Source organism: Crocosphaera watsonii WH 8501, from assembly GCF_000167195.1.
Taxonomy (GTDB): Bacteria; Cyanobacteriota; Cyanobacteriia; order Cyanobacteriales; family Microcystaceae; genus Crocosphaera; species Crocosphaera watsonii.
The window spans coordinates 21,423-39,353 of record NZ_AADV02000015.1; the positions used below are offsets into that span (position 1 = coordinate 21,423).

Here is a 17,931-nt window from a genome sequence, read left to right on the forward strand (position 1 = left end):
AACTTAACTAGAAGCACTGGTATAAAATCTTAAGGCAAATTGCCAAAAGCAGTGAGAAACTATCAACAAAACTATAGCTAATAACCCTGAAAACAACAGCCATGTTCCTTGATTTCTTCCCAGTAAGGTTTCAGCCGGAACTGTTGTCAAGAAGGTAACAGGAACCACTAAGGTAAAGAATATTCGATAGGCAGCAGGATAAGCAGAAATGGGATATCTTCCTGCTTCTAATAGCCCCCTTAATACTTCTGTTACATTGTAAATTTTGACAAACCAAATACTGGTAGCCCCCAACATAAACCAAATGCTATACAAACTAATGGTAGCACACACCACTGTTATTAAACTTAAGAAATAATTAGGAATATTTAAGTTTAGTTGAAAACAGGCATAAATGATAATAAATAAACCAAAAAGAATATCAGAAAAGCCCCAAGGAGAGAGAATTCTGAGGGATAACCAATACTGACTATTAATGGGTTTTAGTAGAATAAAATCGAGGGTTCCTTGTTGTACTTGTTCGACGATACGATTCAAATTAGGTACTAATAATGTAGCAGAAATTCCCTGTAATAAGGTAAACATTCCCAAAACAATTAAAGATTCATTCCAACTCCATCCAGGAAAAGTATAGTTGGTACGATAAAATAAAGATAAAGTAAAGATACTCCCTGTTAAACTGGTTAAACTACTAAAGACAGCAATTAAAAAATTTAAGCGATATTCTAATTCTGCTGCGATCGCAGTTGACCAAAATAACTTTAAAACTTTCAAATAAACGATAATTTTTTTCATGTTGAAACTTTAAGGCATCCATTCTATAATTATACTAAACTGACTATCTTTTTTCACCCGTGAATTTTGCTTTTCAATTTCTGTTGCTAGGCGAATTTGTTTAGTAATAGCATAGCCAAAAGAAACATTAGTCACCCCTACTTCATCATCATCACCAGGAGAAATAAAGGTTTGAGAAAAAGACAAATCAGCAGTACCAGATCGAGATAAAGGAAAGATTATTTTCCCTCCAATATTAACCCCATCTTCTGAATAATTATTGGTACTGATAGAACGATAACCAACCACAGGGGCAACATTAACATAATAACCTAAAGGTAATACATAATATTGTAAATTAACCCCTCCTGCGTCCCGTTTACCAAAAGAAGTTTCATAGTCTCCACTAATAGTTAAACCAGTGCGACCAATAAAAATATCATTGACAGAAATATTAATACCTCCATCGTGTTGAGTAGAGGGAAATTCTGCATATCCTATGCCTATTCTAGTACGAAAACTAGGATCATGATTAATCTCTTCTAAAACGTTAGGCACCTTTTTCATCCATCGTTGTAAAACCGGACTATTATTAATAATTTCTGGGGGCAGATCCAGGGGATTTTCGGAACTAGAATCAGTTGTTTGACTGTAAACAGGAACAGCTATTTTAGAAAATGCTGTCAATATTATTACACAAGAAAAAGCCTTAAGTTTTAACTTATTTTTCTGAAAAAACATATTGAAAATAAAGTTTAGAGAAAGGGTTGAACAATGGGACTTAAATTAACACAAAAGTCACCAACAGGTTGTAAGATAGCTTGACGACCTGTACCCTCACTATAAGATAATTGAATCTGTAAATAATTTAAAGGAAGATAAGATAATTTTTCTGGCCATTCAATAGCGGTAATACCCGGTAATGCTTCTCCTTCTTCCCAATATTGTTCTAAATATAATTCTGCCACAGCTTCCGGTTCGAGACGATACAAATCTAAATGATACAGGGGTAAACGGCCTTGATGATACTCATTGATCAGGGTAAACGTAGGACTAACAATGGCATCAGTAATACCCAAACCTTCTCCTATGCCTTGTACTAAGGTAGTTTTCCCAGCACCTAAGTCCCCTTTAAGCAACAAAACAGACCTTTCAGGTAAATTTTGACCTAATTTCTGTCCAAGGGCTTTTGTAGCCTCAAAATTGGCTAACATTAAAACATTAGAGAGAGTCATCATCTTTATTACCAACGTGAGTTCGATGTTAGGAGTTCGGAGTTCGGAGTTATGATTTTTTTAACGGGAGAATAAGGGTTTGATACTTCTCATTTGAGTCAGCTTTCTAGAAACTTCTTTATATCGAACTCAGGTTGCCACGAATCAAAAAATAGTTATTCAAATCAGTGGTATTGATAAACAATGTTGGTCACTTATGTATGTAGTGACATAACCAATACGACTGATAAGCAACCAAAAATTTGACTTAAATCAGCCTCAAAAAAGGCTCTAATTTTGTTCTTCTTTTTCCATTTTTTCCCTAGCTTGTTCGACTCTTGCATCAGCAGTTTTCATAACTTCCTCAAGATTTTCAATTATTTCTCCTGGATGATTTTCTAAAATTTTAGTGGATAAAGCAATACGATTTTTATACTCATCAATGCTCAAAATCATTACTTTAATTTCTTGATTATATTTAAACACATGGTTTAAATCATCCACACGGGAACCACTCACTTGCGTGATATGTAATAGGCCAGAAACCCCTTCAAAATCGACAAAAATACCATAGGGTTGAATTCTGGCAACTTTTCCACTGACTAATTGACCAACTTCTAATTTATCGATTCTCGCTGCTGCGATCGCCCGACGTTGGGAGAGAACTAATTTATTAGTGGATTGATTAACTTCTAGGAAAGTTGCGGTTAATAATTGTCCCACTAAACCGTTTAAATCTTCTTTTTCCATGAGATGCGATCGCGGAATAAACCCTTGTAACCCTTCTACTTCACCAACTACACCCCCTTTATTGGTTCGAGTTACCCGCATTTGTACAGAATGACCCATTTCAGCTATTTCTTCCACATTTTCCCAAGCTTCTTTGAGTTGTAGTTGACGACGGGATAGTTTAACTTGTCCATCGGCGTTTTGTTCGCTGATAACAATAAATTCCTTTTCTTCATCAATGGGTAAAATTTCAGCTAAGTCGGGACGGGACTCTAAATCAACTTCATTGATGGGAACAAACCCGGCCGATTTACCGCCGATATCAACATAAGCTCCATCATCGGAGTGTTGTATCACTTTCCCCCGAACCACTTGGCCTTTTTCGCATTTATAATCGTAGTCATCAAGGGCTTGAGTAAAGTCATCCATAGAAAAGGAAATTTGAGAACCCTTGGGGGCAGCGGAGTCTGAAGTCATGATCGTTAAAGGTAGGTAAATACTCATAAGGACTCATAGTGTCGAGTCCATGATTAATTATAACCTGCAAAGTCTCTGGTAATGGTTGGAAAAATGAATCATTTCTCTTCTAGATTCAATTAACCCAATCTCCTTTTTCTCTGTTTCGTTAACTTCACCACAAAAAACGCTCTTTATCCTTTTAATCTGAATGGCAATTGCTCTTTTTAATTCCAATGTGGGAATTATAAGTAAGATAACCATGACCAATTTTGAGCCGATGTGGTTTTCGGATAGTTATTCGCAAAAAATTATGAAAATACTGAAGCAATCGCCACTACTTAAAGAACACTTTGATAGACAAATTGACCGAAAAGTGACAGCTAAACGTCAAGGGGTAAATGAGAGCTTGGGGGGTGGAGTTTTAGGAGCCTTTGGTGCAGGATTATTTCAGTTTGAACAAATGAAAAATCAAGTTAAAGGAACTATAGGAGAAAATTTAGTATCAATGTTGGCTATCTCTTTACCCGAAAATTGGTTTATGCTAAAAAATGCACTTATTCCAACTACTAAAGGGAAACTAACAGAAATTGATCTATTATTAATTAGAGAACCAGGTGTTTTCTTTATAGAAGTCAAAACTTGGAAAGGTTCATGGACTGCCTATAGAGATAATTGGAAGCGAAGAGAAAGGAATAAATGGATTCCTATCGAAAACAGTCCTACACAACAAAGTGTATATCATAAAAAAATGTTCCAGCAATGGCTTAATCATTCTTTATCAGGATTTAATAGCGACTTGGTAATGGCTCCAGTGGTTTTTCCGGTAGCAAAATGGCTAAAAGTAAGAGAATGCTCTGTTCCGGTTTGTCGTTGTCTAGCCGAACTTAGACAACTATTAACCCACAAAGAAAATAAGTTAAATTTACAACAAATACAGCAAATTGCCACACTAATTGTTGAACTAAAAATCCCTTTTTCTCCTATCCCAAAAAAGCCTTCAAAAAAACCTGCCCCTATTTTACACCAACGAAATTAGCTTACCGCCGAGAAGCCCCGCGCTGTACGAAGTCAGCGTCGGGATGAAAGGCGGGTCACGGACATCTCACGATGGCGAAGACGCTTCGCCATCCGTGTCCTCCACTTGAAACGCTATAAAATTATTTATGTCCTCAAGATAAACCATCTTGAGGACTGTTTCTATCTTATCGAAAAAGATTAGGGTTTAACGTGCGAGAATTAGAAGGACGTTGGTTAGAGTTAGTGGGAGTAGTAGGACTGGTTTCTAATTTTTCTCCGGTTCCCCCATCAGTCGCATCCAAGAAAGGACGTAAGTTAATACCGTTAGAACGAGGAGAAGAAGGTTGACCTATTTGTGGGATGGTTCCGTTGAGAATTTGGCCGAGGGGGTTGCCGATCCCACTACCCCCAGTAAAAGCGTTAACTCCTTGGGTGTATTGTCCGTCTTCTGCTGCTACTAGGGTTTGAAAGATTTGATCACGGGTAATTTCTGGATTTTTTCCGGGGGGAACCGTCAAGACGATGCGACAACGGGGATCAACTTCTGTGGTGACACAAATGGTATCGTAGTTATTTTCTTGACCAGTTCTTAATTCTAAGAGGCCATCGGGTCGATACATTTCTAAACGGCGACTGATTTCATTACAACGACGTTCTGCAGTCCAACCATCTCCCATATTACTAGGGATCGCCCAAGGATAGGGTTCCATCGACTGAGACTGAGGACGATACATGACCTTATATCTACCCTCATGATATTGACAGTCAAAACGAGTATCACTAGAACCGGTATTGACAGGAGGAGGTGGGGGAGTTGTCTGGGGGTTGGTATCGATAATGATATCGTCGGGGGTTTGTTGTGCTACGTTATAATCATAATCTTGAGGGTCTGGGGTTTGATAATTTCTATAGTCTCTAAGAAAGTCAAATAAGGGGTTAGCATTAACTGCAGAAGCAGAAACAAGAATTATTAGTCCTAAACCACATCCCGATGCTTTAATTAAGGTTTTCATCTGGTTGAATAGTTATTTGTTCATTGAATAATTATGATGACGATGTTGATCTACAACTGTTTCAACTTTAAGGGCAATAACCAGATGATGGATAAGTAAATATGACAGTTTTTTAAGTGAACAATTGACTTCCCTAAATTTCCACTTATTTCTACTTTTTTAGCTTTTCTATTCTGCTATAGCAATGTTTCTGAACCAATAATTAGTGATGGGATGAACTGCGATGAGAAGGTACAGGATTTTTCCGAGTAATATTCAATCCTTCTTCTGATTGTTCTATGACCAATAAAGGAGTTGGTTTGGCTTTTTGGTCCCAACTGATTAAAACCACTTGTCCTTGTATAGCTGGTTGCCAGCTCTCATTATTAGTCGTTGGAGCTAAGAAGTTTTCCACACATTCTATAATTTGAGTAACCGTTGCACCACTTGACTGAGTTGGTAATTTAATCAATTTGATGGAAATGCGAAATAATACCCCTCTATTCCATTTTCCTTCTTGGGTTTCCACCTCGTAGGTGACATCAAAACTTTCATCAATATTCCGTCCCCCGGCAATAACCCCGGCCTGTACTTTATCTGTACTCGGACGTAAGGCGGCACCAACTAATTGAGTCACTTTCATTTTAATCTGATTAACCACCACATAATGAAAGACCTCTTCATCCATGCGCATTCGTAAATAATCTAGGTTGAACTCCCTCGCATGGACTAGATCGGGGTTCCCTTCCATTTTCCTGATGGTAACGAGAGCTAATTTTAACTTTTTCTTGAGATCCCTACTTTTGAACTTTTCAAATTTTAAGGCTTTTTTGCTTTGTTTGAGTTGCCATTGACCATAAGCAACTACAATAGAAAGGATAATTAAAAGACTGATGGTACTGATCATCCATAGTTGTCCACCAAAAGTCTGAGAACCTGTAGAAGCGGTTACAGGAGATGAGGCAGAATTTTCTGTGTTTTGTGCAAGTAGTCGTGGTTGACGAGAAAACCATGAAGAAGACATAAGGGATCGTGAGGGTAGGCTCTAGTATATATTAAGAATTCCCAAAAGTGTCAGCAAAATATGCTATTCATTAGGAGAATTTTTATAGACTGACTCTTTTAAGGAGGACTGAATGCGAAATTTCTTTCTCTACTGTTGTTTGGTTATTGTTATGACTGTTTGGGGGTGTCAGTCCCCACCCGACTCCAATAACTCTCAACCCACTACTGAATCACCCACAATAAGTCAAGAAACTATGAATGATAACACCGAAATCCCCCAAGCAGTGATTGATGCTGTTTTTAATGATATCACTAAAAATAATGCTATTAGTGCCGATAAGCTAGAGGTAAAAGAAACACAGCCTAACACTTGGCCTGATGGTTGTCTAGGGTTAGCTGGCCCCGATGAATTCTGTACCCAAGCTTTAGTGGAAGGATGGCGCGTTACTGCCACTGATGGCCAAACCACTTGGGCTTATCGTACTGATCAAACCGGTGCAAATCTGAGAATAGAATCTTAATTGAGCTAAAAAAAAAGGATAAATTATTAGGAATTTCTGAAATTATCCCAGAAAATAAAATGTAGCTGATATCTTTAGGGAGATAGCATGAAGGTTGATTAAGCTTAAGTTATCTGCGTAGATTTTGAAATTTTTACCTTTATCCTTAAGGAGTAAATATGGCAACATTATTAGAACAATTGAGAGAATTTACCGTTGTTGTTGCTGATACAGGGGATATTCAAGCCATTGAAACCTTTACCCCCCGTGATGCCACAACTAACCCTTCTTTAATTACCGCAGCAGCCCAAATGCCACAATATCAGTCCATTGTGGATGATACTTTAAAGACTGCTAGAAAAGAGTTAGGGAAAGATGCCGATGAGTCAGCAGTTGTTACCCTGGCTTTTGACCGTTTAGCGGTTGCTTTTGGGTTAAAAATTCTCGAAATTATCCCAGGCCGTGTTTCAACAGAAGTAGATGCCCGTTTATCTTATGATACTGAGGCAACTCTGGAAAAAGCTCGTTATCTAATTTCTGAATACGAAAAAGCAGGGGTTTCCCGCGATCGCATTTTAATTAAAATTGCCTCTACTTGGGAAGGTATTAAAGCAGCGGAAGTTTTAGAAAAGGAAGGGATTCACTGCAATCTAACTTTACTATTTGGAATGCACCAAGCCGTAGCTTGTGCAGAAGCTAATGTTACTCTAATTTCTCCCTTTGTTGGTCGTATTTTAGACTGGTACAAAAAAGAAACAGGAAAAGAGTACGCTCCGACGGAAGATCCTGGAGTAATGTCTGTTACCACCATCTACAATTATTACAAAAAATTTGGCCACAAAACCGAAGTTATGGGGGCAAGTTTCCGTAATATAGGCGAAATTTGTGAGTTGGCTGGTTGCGATTTATTAACTATTTCTCCTAAGTTATTAGATCAGTTAAATTCCACCGAAGAAACTTTACCTCGTAAGTTAGATCCTGAAGCGGCTGCTAAGATGGATATCGCAAAAATTGCTATGGATAAAGCAATTTTTGATAAGATGCACCAAGAAGATAAAATGGCTTATGAAAAGCTAGATGAAGGCATCAAAGGGTTTACTAAAGCCTTAGAAACTTTAGAAGAAATGCTCAAAGAGCGACTAACTCGCATCGAAGGAGAAACACGGGTTAATAACGCTGCTGCTGATATTTTCCGAGTTTATGATTTAGATGGCGATGGTTTCATTACTCGTGAAGAATGGGCAGGAACCGATGTCGTTTTTGATGCTATTGATATTAACCACGATGGTAAAATTACCCCCGAAGAAATGGCCGCAGGTTTAGGGGCTGCTATTTGTTTAGTTGAAGCTTAATTGCTGGTTTTAACTGGTAATTAGTAATAGGAGAAGGTGCGCTATTTTAATAAATTCGCACCTTTTTCTAAGCATTTTTACAAGCAAGATGCTTGTGCTACTTTTCTGGCTAAAAAAGCTCAAAAAAATATGGATAAAAATTTAGCAATTGCTCGCATTTTAGATGCTAATTTAGATCGGGCTAGGGAAGGTTTAAGAGTTGTTGAAGAATGGTGCCGCTTAGGCTTAGAAAATAGCGATTGTACAGATAAATGTAAGCAAATGCGCCAAGAAATTGCCCATTGGCATACATCAGACTTACGTAAGGCTAGAGATACTATTAATGATCCAGGAACGGATTTATCCCATCCTCAAGAAGCAATAAGAGAGAATATAGAACAACTTCTGCAAGCAAATTTATGTCGGGTTCAAGAAGCATTACGAGTCTTAGAAGAATACGGCAAACTCTATGATCCTAATATGGGCAATGCTTTTAAGAAAATTCGTTATCAAGTTTATATCTTAGAAAGTGAATTATTACAATCTTATCGTTACAAAAAGTTAATAAATGCCTCTTTATATCTAGTAACTTCCTCCACAAAAAATCTGTTGAAAACTGTTGAATCTGCTTTACAAGGCGGTTTAACTTTGGTTCAATATAGAAAGAAAGATGTAGATGATATCATTCGCTTAGAAATGGCGCAAAAATTGTCCGAATTATGCCACAAATATGATGCTTTGTTTATTGTTAATGATCGGGCAGATATTGCTTTAGAAGTTAATGCAGATGGGGTTCATTTAGGACAACAAGATATCCCCATATCCCTAGCAAGAAGAATCTTAGGCCCGAATAAAATCATCGGACGTTCCACCACAAACCCCCAGGAAATGGCCAAGGCGATCGCAGAAAAAGCCGACTATATTGGCGTTGGCCCCGTCTATGCAACTCCCACTAAACCCGATAAACAAGCAGCAGGTTTGGACTATGTTAAATACGCGGCACAACATTCTCCTATTCCTTGGTTTGCTATTGGTGGAATTGATGAGCATAATGTTACTGAATTAATAGCATCTGGGGCAACTCAAGTGGCTTTGGTTCGTGCTATTATGGAAGCAGATAATCCTCAAAAAACAACAGCAAAATTGTTGAAAAAATTAAAGGGATAATGAGCAATGAATACTAGCGAGATAGTTAAATTACAAGTGAATGGCGAGGAAAAAACTTGTTCATCTGGAAACAATTTACCTCAATTTTTAGTAGCAATGGGACTTAATCCTCGTTTAATTGCCGTTGAATACAATGGAGAGATTTTACATAGGCAATACTGGGAAAATACTATCTTAAAAACAGGCGATCGCTTAGAAATTGTTACTATTGTTGGAGGCGGTTAAATAATTAACAATTAACAATTAACAATTAACAATTAATAATTAATAATTAATAATTAATAATTAATGAGGTTTCAAATGGCTAATAAAACATTGGGATTAGATATAAACTTATCCGAGTATTTACAACAGGTTTCTGTTAGAGAAACTGCGGTCTTAAAGCAGCTACGGGAGGAAACAGAAAAGCAGCCGATGGCTATAATGCAAATTGCACCGGAACAGGGTCAATTTATGGCTTTATTAGTGCAGTTAATGGGGGCAAAAAAAACCCTAGATATTGGTGTTTTTACAGGATATAGTGCCTTAGTAGTTGCCTTAGCTTTGCCATCAGATGGTCAAGTTATTGCCTGTGACGTTAACGAAGAAACAACACAAATAGCCCAACAATTTTGGGAAAAAGCAGGGGTTGCTCATAAAATTGATTTACGTCTTGCCCCTACCTTAGAAACCTTAGAGCAACTAATTGCAGAAGGACAAAATAACACCTTCGATTTTGCCTTTATTGATGCCGATAAAAGTAATTATGATAACTATTATGAAAAAGCACTATGGTTAGTTAAACCTGGGGGATTAATCGCCATTGATAATGTTTTATGGGGTGGAAAAGTTGCTGATTCTGATGTCAAAGATAATCGCACCCAAAAAATTAGAAACTTTAATCAAAAATTGCATGAAGATCCCAGAATTGTGTTAAGTATGCTTCCCATTGCCGACGGTTTAACCTTAGCTTTAAAGAAATAAAGATAGTCTATAATTAAACAGTTGAAATAAGAGAAAATTTAATCTGGGTTAAGACCATGAAGTTCTTGATATATATTAATATGATCGTGATTTCTTGTTTGGCGATGTTCCCCAATGTTGTCAAGGCCGAGGAAATATTATTGTTGAATCTTCAATACAAATCTGATAAAACCACAACTAGAGAAATTCAGTTTTATGGCAATGATATTGATCCTAATTCCACATCTATTGACGATAGCTTTTCACTAAAAATAGATGGAAAATCCATTGAAGTACCTGAGCCATTATATAGAAGATTGGAGACATTACGGCGTACTTTTAGCTATGACAGTCTTTCAGGAGGTATTCAAGAACCTTCAGAGAGCATAGCTCGTTGTAATTTGGGAGGACCGGCTGAAGGAATGATTCTTAAAGCTCGCTATCTTACTTATAATTCTGAATGGAAGATTGTTGATCATGAAATGCGATCGGTATTTGGTATGGCTGAAAACTGTTTATTTAAAGAGCTTTACACACCAGTTAATTCAAATGCGAGGGAAGATGCGCGAGGGGTGATCGAAATTTTGAATACCTTAACTTTGCTAGGTTACTCAGATTCAAAGTAAAGAGGTAATCGGCTAAAATTAGTTTCCCCAAAACCTAGATGCAAAAGTAGTTTTGATTGCTATACTATCTAGATAGTGGTTAATAAAACCCTAAATATTGCCCACATTAGTAAAAGAAAGGGGGCGAACATGGCTAATAGTCGTCGGGTTTCTCGCGTTTCCTCGTTAATAAAACGTGAAATCTCTCAAATGCTTCTGTTTGATATCAAAGATGACCGTGTTGGTTCTGGTATGGTTAGTGTAACCAATGTATATGTCTCCGGGGATCTACAACACGCCAAAATTTTTGTCAGCATCTACGGCACAGAAGAAGCGAAAATTGAAACTATGGAGGGTTTAAAATCTTCAGAAGGATATGTGAGAAAAGAATTAGCACATCGTATCCGTTTAAGACGCGCCCCAGAAGTGACATTTTTTGAGGATCATGGTATCGAAAGAGGTGATAAAATGCTCCATCTTCTTGACGAAATTCGAGAAACGATCCCTCCGGAAGATGAGTCTTATAATGCAGAAGATTAACAAAATAATGAATCTCTGTGACTAATTTATTACCTGATTGGACTCAATTTACCTTAAAAGAAAAGATTGGACAAATGATCGTGGTTCGTGCTTCTGGTTATTTGTTTGATCATCAAATTCGTTACCCCATTTGGGAAGCTTCTAACTCTCAATTATCTCATTGGTTAGAAACTTTAAATCTAGGTGGGGTTATTTTATTAGGGGGAAGTGCAGCAGAATTATTATTACGAACCCAACAGCTACAACAATTATCAAAAATCCTCTCTTTTTATAGCAGCCGATATAGAAGAAGGTGTAGGACAAAGGTTTAGTGGTGCAACTTATTTTCCTCCACCTATGGCGTTAGGAGAAATTGCTAAATCAGATTTACCATTAGCAGTAAACTATGCTTATCAAATGGGAAAAGTCACGGCACAAGAAGCATTAGCAATGGGTATTAATTGGATATTAAGTCCTATTGTTGATGTTAACAATAATCCTGATAATCCTGTCATTAATATTCGCTCCTTTGCTGATAGTCCTAAAGTGGTTAGTGAGTTAGCAAAAGCCTTTATTGCCGGGTCAAAAAATTATCCGGCCTTAACTACAGCAAAACATTTTCCTGGCCATGGTGATACTAGCAGTGATTCTCATTTAGATTTACCTATAATTAGTCATGATAATGAACGATTAGAAAGCTTAGAATTAGTTCCGTTTCAGGCAGCAATTAACGCAAATGTTGACAGTGTGATGACGGCACATTTATTAATCGATGCCTGGGATAAAGAGAATCCTGCTACTTTATCTAGGGCTATTTTAACAGATAAATTACGAGAAAAATTAGGCTTTAACGGCTTAATTGTTACCGATGCTTTGATTATGGGAGGGGTGGCAAAATTTGCTGATGCTGAAGAGATTGCAATGAAAGCAGTGGAAGCAGGTGCAGATATTTTATTAATGCCAGATAACCCAGAAATAGCTATTAACTCTGTTTATAATGCTGTTAAATCAGGTAGATTAACTGTGGCAAGAATAGATGAATCTCTGAAGAGAATTTGGCGAGCAAAACAAAAAATATTTAATTCTCAACACCAGAATATATCAATTTATCAATTGTCTCAAAAAGAAGATAGAGAAACAGTAAGAAATATTCTTAGAGATTCCCTAAAAACTAGTAAATATTTACCTTTAGAAGTAACATATAATACAGGGAAACGAAATTTAATTGTTGTTGATGACATTTTAAATTCAGACTTTTTAGATAGACAAATGCCAACGGTTACAATTCCTAATTTATTGGGCTATGACTTACAGTTAGTGGATCAGAATACCTTTAATAATGTATTAGAAGATAATAGAGAAACCTTATTACAAATTTTCATTAGAGGTAATCCTTTTCGGGGTAATGCAGGATTTAATGAAACTACAAAAAACTCTTATCATGAATTGCTTAAAAAATCAATAGTTAAAGGTTTAATTATTTATGGAAGTCCTTATATTTTGGATTGGTTTACAACAGAAATAAGTTTAGACTTACCCTGGGTGTTTTCCTACGGACAAATGGCAGAAAGTCAGGGGATGGCTTGTCAAAAATTGTTTAATTTATCAACAGCAGAATTAAGAGAAATATCTCAAAACTTAGGAGATGTTTTTATTTAAAACAATTAATCATTATCATTACTAGGGTGGGTTAGACGGCTATAATTAAGGTGATAGAAAGAAAAGTAAACATTCGTCGTAACCCACCATCTACTTTTTTAAAACGCATTGAACAGGAGGGGGGTGTTCCCCGTGAAACCGATGGTGTTAAGGTTATTAAAGCAGTTTTCTCTGCCACAAAAGAGAAATTATCTGATGCAATGAGAAAAGAAATAGAAGCAGTATTACCCGATGATATCAAAGAAATTTGGAAAACTGCTTAATTCTAACAGGAATTATCCTTAATTAGCCATATTTTTGTAGGGGTCAACGGCCGTTGACCCCTACATTATTGATATTCGTTCTTTAACTTCTCAAAGACAAACAAATATGGGATGGGTAATACTATTTTTAACCTTACCCATCCTATCAAACTAACCTAAAGTGATTTTAACCACTTTGTGCTTTTCTTCTTCAGCTTTGGGTAAAGTTAAGTTAAGAATTCCGTCTTTGTATTCTGCGCTAATTTTAGTATTATCAATCAGAGCAGGTAATCCAATAAAACGAGAAAACTTCCCATAACGAAATTCGCTGCGAGTAACACCGTTTTCCTCCGATTTCGTTTCTTTTTTCCGTTCCCCAGTGATATAGATAGCTTCTTTTGTAGCTTGAATATCTACATCTTCTGCTTTAACTCCAGGAAGTTCTAACTTCAGCATTACTGCCTCATCTGTCTCGGAAAGTTCGGCAGAAGGAGCAAAAATTGCTTCTTTTAAACCCCGTTCTGAAGTAGTTAATACACCGTCGTCAAACAGTTGATTTATTTGACGTTGTAAAGCATTCATTTCTGTCCAAGGGTTATAACGTAAAAGTGCCATGATTGTTATCTCCTAATGGTTCTTATCGCTTGTTTTTTTCTTTCTTGTCTTTATCTTAACCCAAAAAAATTCTTAGACAATACGGTTTATTCGACCCAGAAGGGTGTAGTTTACCCTATGACAATTAAACCAATGGGTCAGTTCTCCAAAGTAATAATTAGTTAACCTCCCCACTATTGAGGGTAGGGTGGGTTTAGAGAATCATAAAAAAAAAGAAAGAATCCTAGCTAATTCATAAATTAAATATACATTGATAGTTAGCAATGGGTGTGAGAGTTATTTAACAAGCGCATTTGTTCATTAAATGTGTGGGTTCCAGACTAACAAGATTTAGCGGTTAATTTGAGGTAGTTCCTAACAAGCTAGTTCTTTGATTTTGTTTGGAATATGAAGTTTTGCTAATAAAAATTTAAGGAATTGAACATGATGACTCGTTGGTTATTTTCTTCCCTTGTGTTAGGTTTGTTGTCCCCTTTAATAACGACTAATAGTTTAACTGTCAGTGCCGAAACCCAACCTATAGCTTATAAGATGGCACAACCTTGTAATAACTGTTTACATTTGGTGCCATCGGGGATAAGCAATCAACAAAAAAACCCCATTTATTTTCTCAGAGTGTATCATCAAGGCCAACTATTATATACCTTTGAAACCGTTGCTGGTCGTCATTTCACCCAAAACAGAAACCGACATCAAGCAGGGACAGAAGCACCATTACCCGATGGAAATTATGGTATTAGTTCCCACAGTGTCCCCGGAACCTTGGTAGAAGTGGGGGGACGTTTTTTACCAGTTTATCCTCGATTTTCTACCGGTAGAACTGCTTTGGGCATTCATTATGATCCAAGCTATAATAAGGGTAATGGAGAGGATGGAACCGCCGGTTGTATTGGCTTGAGTTCTCGCCAAAATTTTGCTACGTTATTAAGTTTTGTTGAGACTCATAAACCTCAATTATTGATTGTTGACATTCAATAGATATAGTCTTTTCGCCTTGATAAAAACGGGGATTTAATTATGAGATTTAAACTGACATTAGCCTTATTAAGTTGTGTTGTGATGTTTGCCTATGTTTCTCATGGTCAACAACAACAAGAACAACCTTTGGACAATAGAGAAGATCAGAATACCGTTAAGTTAAATAACCAAGAAATTAACGAGGAATGGTCAGGGAGGATTAACCCGGAAAAATCCCTAAAAACCCCAATTCCTGTGAACCCTTCCGGTTACGAGAAAAACCAACCTAGCTATGAAGAAAACTTTGAATTTGGCCAAAGAGAACCGAATATTCCCCAACCGCCAGACAACTATCATTCACAAACTCCTGTGGAACTCTACGAAAATGCACAGGTTGCTCAAGGTAGCTACATGACCTTGACCCCCACTAATACCCGTAAGGTGATTTCCACACTTGAATATACCTGCTTTTCCAATTATTCCCCCCTTTTTAAGGGGGGTTAGGGGGGATCGTAAGGGATCTCCTTTATCAGAAATCACCTAACACCATGGGAAACCCTCTTTATGAATTACGACTGTATGCCAATGGTCGCCTAATGGCAACCTATGAAACCGTTACAGGGCGTGCTGAAAGTCAAAACAGAAATCGCCACAAATCAGGTACAGAAGCACCACTACCAGACGGTCAATATCAGGTAGGGAGTGGAGTGGTGGCCGGAACTCATCCCGAAGTTGGGGGGAGGTTTCTCCCCATTGAACCCCTATTTCCTACGGGAAGATACGCTTTAGGGATTCATTATGACCCATCTTTCCAAAAAACTAACGGGGAAGATGGCACTGAAGGATGTATTGCCCTAACCCCGGATTTCTCACAAATTAATTTGAAAGCCCAATCCAGAGATGAAAAATGATAATTTTTAGGACTAATAGAAATTTTGAATATAGATGAATAAAAAAATTGACTTTGATTATCCAAAAATTGAGTTTAAGAGGGAATAATTATATTAACTTTTGATTTTCTCCACTATAAATAAGACTAAATGAAAGTATCAGTCAGTCAACAACTTATGATAGATATCTTTTTTAGAAAACAACTTATTCTACTTATCCAGTATTAGGAATAGTTTTAATTCTTTTGTTAGCAATAGACAAAATATCTTGATAAGGACAAGCACTAGCTATAGCGATAATAATTCTTCTACAACTAATCTTTATTCTGGCTCCCAACTTAAGAAGATTTAGACGTATTCTTCCCACAGTTGCTTTAGCCAATGAAGTTTTTTTTAAACAGTGTTGACGAAAAGCATTTATGAGAACATAAGCCCAGGAATGTATCCATAATCTTAGTTGATTACTTTGAAATGTTTGAGTTGAAGTTCTATCAGCTAACAAGTCTAATTGTTGTTCTTTAATCCGATTTTCCATCTCGCCTCTCGGACAGTATTTTTTTGTATAAAGTTTTGAGGGTGGAATTTTTGAAGCGGGCAAGGATGTCACCACATGGCGCATTTTTAAGCCATCACTTCCATAACAAACTTTTGTCACTACTCTTCTTTGACAACTCCATGACTTTTCTGTTTTATAACGAATAGAGCGATACCAAGTAGAAATTGGTACTAATTTTTTAACTTCTTCTAAATCTTCTTTTTTCTGAAATAAACTATCCATTAATTCAGTTATTGGAGCTAGTTTTTTTTCATATTCATGTTTGGCTTTTTCAATTACATCATCCGCTCGTAACTTAAGAACGCCATTTATTCCCATAGCTATAACATAATCAACTAAAGGCTGATTTTCACAAAAATAGAAGATTTCTTCACGGGCATAGGCACTATCACCCCTAACTAGGATATGAGTCTCTGACCATTTTTCTCTAATTAGTCCGATAATTCTTTGTAATTCGTCTAAGGCTCCATCGGCTGGATCTACATTAGATGAACGAAGTTTAGCAACTAATAAATGATGCCCACAGAAAATATATAAAGGAGCATAACATACTCCGTGATAATAACTATTAAAAAATGCCCCTTCTTGATTACCATGTACTTGGTCATCCGTGACATCCATATCTAATATAATACTTAAGGGAGGTTTTTTATAAGACTCTAAAAAAAAATCGACAAAAGATTTTTCAATGGCTTCAAAGTTGGGTTCTATTTTATGATAACGACTCGTTTTTTGGTCGAGAATAGTCTCAGGACAATATTCCAATCTATTAATTGTACTTTTTCCAGCTAACCATCCCTTTTTATCTTCAAGTTCATTAAGCTTTTCTAAAGCGATCTTAAGGGCAGGATCGTGACGTAATTTATCATGGTCATTGACATCTTCATGGCCTAAAATAATTCCATAAAGCCTTTGTGCTAATAACTCATGAACGGAATGATCTACATAAGATTGATGACGATGATCTTGAAAACAGTTACCAAACTTCTCGGTAATTCCCAGTTTTTTATCCAACTCAGCTATCCAGACAATCCCCGCATCTGAAGTGATTAGTCCCCCATCAAAATTAGCGATTATTTCTTTTCCTTTCTGTTTACTAAAGTTGATTACTTGACGAGGGGTTCGGGGATGACTGGGACTCATTAAATCAGTTTAAGGTAAATTGCTTTAATAATTAAATTATAGCATATTTTATTCTAACAATCTAGTACTATTAGAGATTTTATTAATAATTTTTTTGGAAAAATGAGTGATTGATTTATCTTTTCATCTTTGTCTAATTCGGGTTGATTTTAACTTAAAATCTGACAACAGACTGTTGGTTGGGGAAATCTGCGATCGCTCTGTTCAAACCCACTTCCTGTAAGGCTTCTGTGTTTGGCGATCGCAGATTTGTGAATCGGGAAACTGTTGACAATCAACGGTGCACCTAATTTTTTTCTTGTCCCCAGCCTCACCATGAAAAAGCCGAGCCTAAGATGTCAAAATAGTATACAACGATAGGAGTTGCGATCTCGGCCTTGTCGGTGTTTCAAAACTCGCCCCCGTTAGGGGATTGTAAAGCCGTCCCTTGGCTTGCTGAAGGGACGGGGTTTGGGAACAAAAATTTTCGATGAATTTAAGCGATATTACTCATCCTAATCAGCTACATGGTTTATCAATTCGACAATTAGAAGACGTTACCCGTCAAATTCGAGAAAAGCATTTACAGACCATTGCTGCTAGTGGAGGACACCTCGGCCCTGGTTTAGGGGTGGT

At 36.9% G+C, this 17,931-nt stretch carries 21 protein-coding genes and 1 pseudogene; 14 read left to right on the forward strand and 8 right to left on the reverse strand.

From position 1 onward, the window contains the following. Positions 1-3: 3 nt before the first annotated feature. The 4 genes from CWATDRAFT_RS13515 to CWATDRAFT_RS13530 all read right to left on the reverse strand — a co-directional run bounded on the left by CWATDRAFT_RS13515 (position 4) and on the right by CWATDRAFT_RS13530 (position 3,194). A complete protein-coding gene (locus CWATDRAFT_RS13515; RefSeq protein ID WP_007305552.1) occupies positions 4-795 on the reverse strand; it encodes an ABC transporter permease in 792 nt (263 codons plus the stop codon). Positions 796-804: 9 nt separating this feature from the next. Next, entirely contained in the window at positions 805-1,515 is a 711-nt protein-coding gene (locus CWATDRAFT_RS13520) for a hypothetical protein (RefSeq protein ID WP_007305551.1), read from the reverse strand. A 14-nt stretch (positions 1,516-1,529) separates the two neighbouring features. Further along, a complete protein-coding gene (gene tsaE, locus CWATDRAFT_RS13525; protein WP_007305550.1) occupies positions 1,530-2,012 on the reverse strand; it encodes a tRNA (adenosine(37)-N6)-threonylcarbamoyltransferase complex ATPase subunit type 1 TsaE in 483 nt (160 codons plus the stop codon). Positions 2,013-2,279: 267 nt separating this feature from the next. After that, positions 2,280-3,194 (reverse strand): S1 RNA-binding domain-containing protein, encoded by a 915-nt coding sequence (locus CWATDRAFT_RS13530; RefSeq protein ID WP_042711508.1) that lies wholly within the window; start codon positions 3,192-3,194, stop codon positions 2,280-2,282. Positions 3,195-3,486: 292 nt separating this feature from the next. On the opposite strand from CWATDRAFT_RS13530, the gene CWATDRAFT_RS13535 reads away from it, so the two are divergent. Then, positions 3,487-4,212, forward strand: coding sequence for a nuclease-related domain-containing protein (locus CWATDRAFT_RS13535; protein ID WP_042711509.1), 726 nt, complete (start codon positions 3,487-3,489; stop codon positions 4,210-4,212). A 166-nt stretch (positions 4,213-4,378) separates the two neighbouring features. Here the strand turns inward: CWATDRAFT_RS13535 and CWATDRAFT_RS13540 are convergent, their stop codons facing one another. Continuing rightward, positions 4,379-5,206: a COP23 domain-containing protein gene (locus CWATDRAFT_RS13540; protein ID WP_007305548.1), complete on the reverse strand. Its 828-nt coding sequence runs from the start codon at positions 5,204-5,206 to the stop codon at positions 4,379-4,381. 202 nt (positions 5,207-5,408) lie between these two features. Further along, complete coding sequence (locus CWATDRAFT_RS13545; RefSeq protein ID WP_007305547.1) at positions 5,409-6,209, reverse strand: hypothetical protein; 801 nt, start codon at positions 6,207-6,209, stop codon at positions 5,409-5,411. A 235-nt stretch (positions 6,210-6,444) separates the two neighbouring features. Here CWATDRAFT_RS13545 and CWATDRAFT_RS13550 point away from each other — a divergent pair, with 235 nt between their 5' ends. The 9 genes and pseudogenes from CWATDRAFT_RS13550 to CWATDRAFT_RS13590 all read left to right on the forward strand — a co-directional run bounded on the left by CWATDRAFT_RS13550 (position 6,445) and on the right by CWATDRAFT_RS13590 (position 13,176). Continuing rightward, positions 6,445-6,711 (forward strand): hypothetical protein, encoded by a 267-nt coding sequence (locus tag CWATDRAFT_RS13550; RefSeq protein ID WP_157134082.1) that lies wholly within the window; start codon positions 6,445-6,447, stop codon positions 6,709-6,711. A gap of 158 nt (positions 6,712-6,869) precedes the next feature. Next, positions 6,870-8,042, forward strand: coding sequence for a transaldolase (locus tag CWATDRAFT_RS13555; protein WP_007305534.1), 1,173 nt, complete (start codon positions 6,870-6,872; stop codon positions 8,040-8,042). A 105-nt stretch (positions 8,043-8,147) separates the two neighbouring features. Next, positions 8,148-9,188: a thiamine phosphate synthase gene (locus tag CWATDRAFT_RS13560; RefSeq protein ID WP_268742298.1), complete on the forward strand. Its 1,041-nt coding sequence runs from the start codon at positions 8,148-8,150 to the stop codon at positions 9,186-9,188. 6 nt (positions 9,189-9,194) lie between these two features. Beyond that, the gene (gene thiS, locus CWATDRAFT_RS13565; RefSeq protein WP_007305536.1) at positions 9,195-9,413 is read left to right on the forward strand and encodes a sulfur carrier protein ThiS; all 219 of its coding nucleotides are present in this window, start codon (positions 9,195-9,197) and stop codon (positions 9,411-9,413) included. Between the two features lie 75 nt (positions 9,414-9,488). After that, positions 9,489-10,151, forward strand: a complete 663-nt coding sequence (locus CWATDRAFT_RS13570) for a class I SAM-dependent methyltransferase (RefSeq protein ID WP_007305537.1) — start codon at positions 9,489-9,491, stop codon at positions 10,149-10,151. An 80-nt stretch (positions 10,152-10,231) separates the two neighbouring features. Further along, entirely contained in the window at positions 10,232-10,756 is a 525-nt protein-coding gene (locus CWATDRAFT_RS13575) for a hypothetical protein (protein WP_232287098.1), read from the forward strand. 129 nt (positions 10,757-10,885) lie between these two features. Continuing rightward, positions 10,886-11,275, forward strand: coding sequence for a 30S ribosome-binding factor RbfA (rbfA, locus tag CWATDRAFT_RS13580; protein ID WP_021831272.1), 390 nt, complete (start codon positions 10,886-10,888; stop codon positions 11,273-11,275). Positions 11,276-11,349: 74 nt separating this feature from the next. Next, positions 11,350-12,913, forward strand: a pseudogene (locus CWATDRAFT_RS13585) (glycoside hydrolase family 3 N-terminal domain-containing protein). A gap of 50 nt (positions 12,914-12,963) precedes the next feature. Continuing rightward, entirely contained in the window at positions 12,964-13,176 is a 213-nt protein-coding gene (locus tag CWATDRAFT_RS13590) for a DUF2267 domain-containing protein (protein WP_007305541.1), read from the forward strand. Between the two features lie 150 nt (positions 13,177-13,326). On the opposite strand, the gene CWATDRAFT_RS13595 is transcribed toward CWATDRAFT_RS13590, so the two are convergent. After that, positions 13,327-13,770, reverse strand: a complete 444-nt coding sequence (locus CWATDRAFT_RS13595) for an Hsp20/alpha crystallin family protein (RefSeq protein WP_007305546.1) — start codon at positions 13,768-13,770, stop codon at positions 13,327-13,329. Positions 13,771-14,193: 423 nt separating this feature from the next. On the opposite strand from CWATDRAFT_RS13595, the gene CWATDRAFT_RS13600 reads away from it, so the two are divergent. The 3 genes from CWATDRAFT_RS13600 to CWATDRAFT_RS13610 are packed head-to-tail and all read left to right on the forward strand — an operon-like array spanning position 14,194 to position 15,638. Beyond that, on the forward strand, positions 14,194-14,748 hold the full coding sequence (locus tag CWATDRAFT_RS13600; protein ID WP_007305542.1) for a L,D-transpeptidase family protein: 555 nt from the start codon (positions 14,194-14,196) through the stop codon (positions 14,746-14,748). Positions 14,749-14,787: 39 nt separating this feature from the next. After that, positions 14,788-15,231 (forward strand): hypothetical protein, encoded by a 444-nt coding sequence (locus CWATDRAFT_RS13605; RefSeq protein ID WP_007305543.1) that lies wholly within the window; start codon positions 14,788-14,790, stop codon positions 15,229-15,231. A 44-nt stretch (positions 15,232-15,275) separates the two neighbouring features. Further along, entirely contained in the window at positions 15,276-15,638 is a 363-nt protein-coding gene (locus CWATDRAFT_RS13610; protein WP_007305544.1) for a L,D-transpeptidase, read from the forward strand. A gap of 193 nt (positions 15,639-15,831) precedes the next feature. On the opposite strand, the gene CWATDRAFT_RS13615 is transcribed toward CWATDRAFT_RS13610, so the two are convergent. Continuing rightward, complete coding sequence (locus CWATDRAFT_RS13615; RefSeq protein WP_007305545.1) at positions 15,832-17,316, reverse strand: IS1380-like element ISCwa5 family transposase; 1,485 nt, start codon at positions 17,314-17,316, stop codon at positions 15,832-15,834. A 469-nt stretch (positions 17,317-17,785) separates the two neighbouring features. On the opposite strand from CWATDRAFT_RS13615, the gene CWATDRAFT_RS33645 reads away from it, so the two are divergent. After that, positions 17,786-17,931: 1-deoxy-D-xylulose-5-phosphate synthase N-terminal domain-containing protein (locus CWATDRAFT_RS33645; RefSeq protein ID WP_157134083.1), on the forward strand; the 146-nt coding region annotated here is incomplete at its 3' end.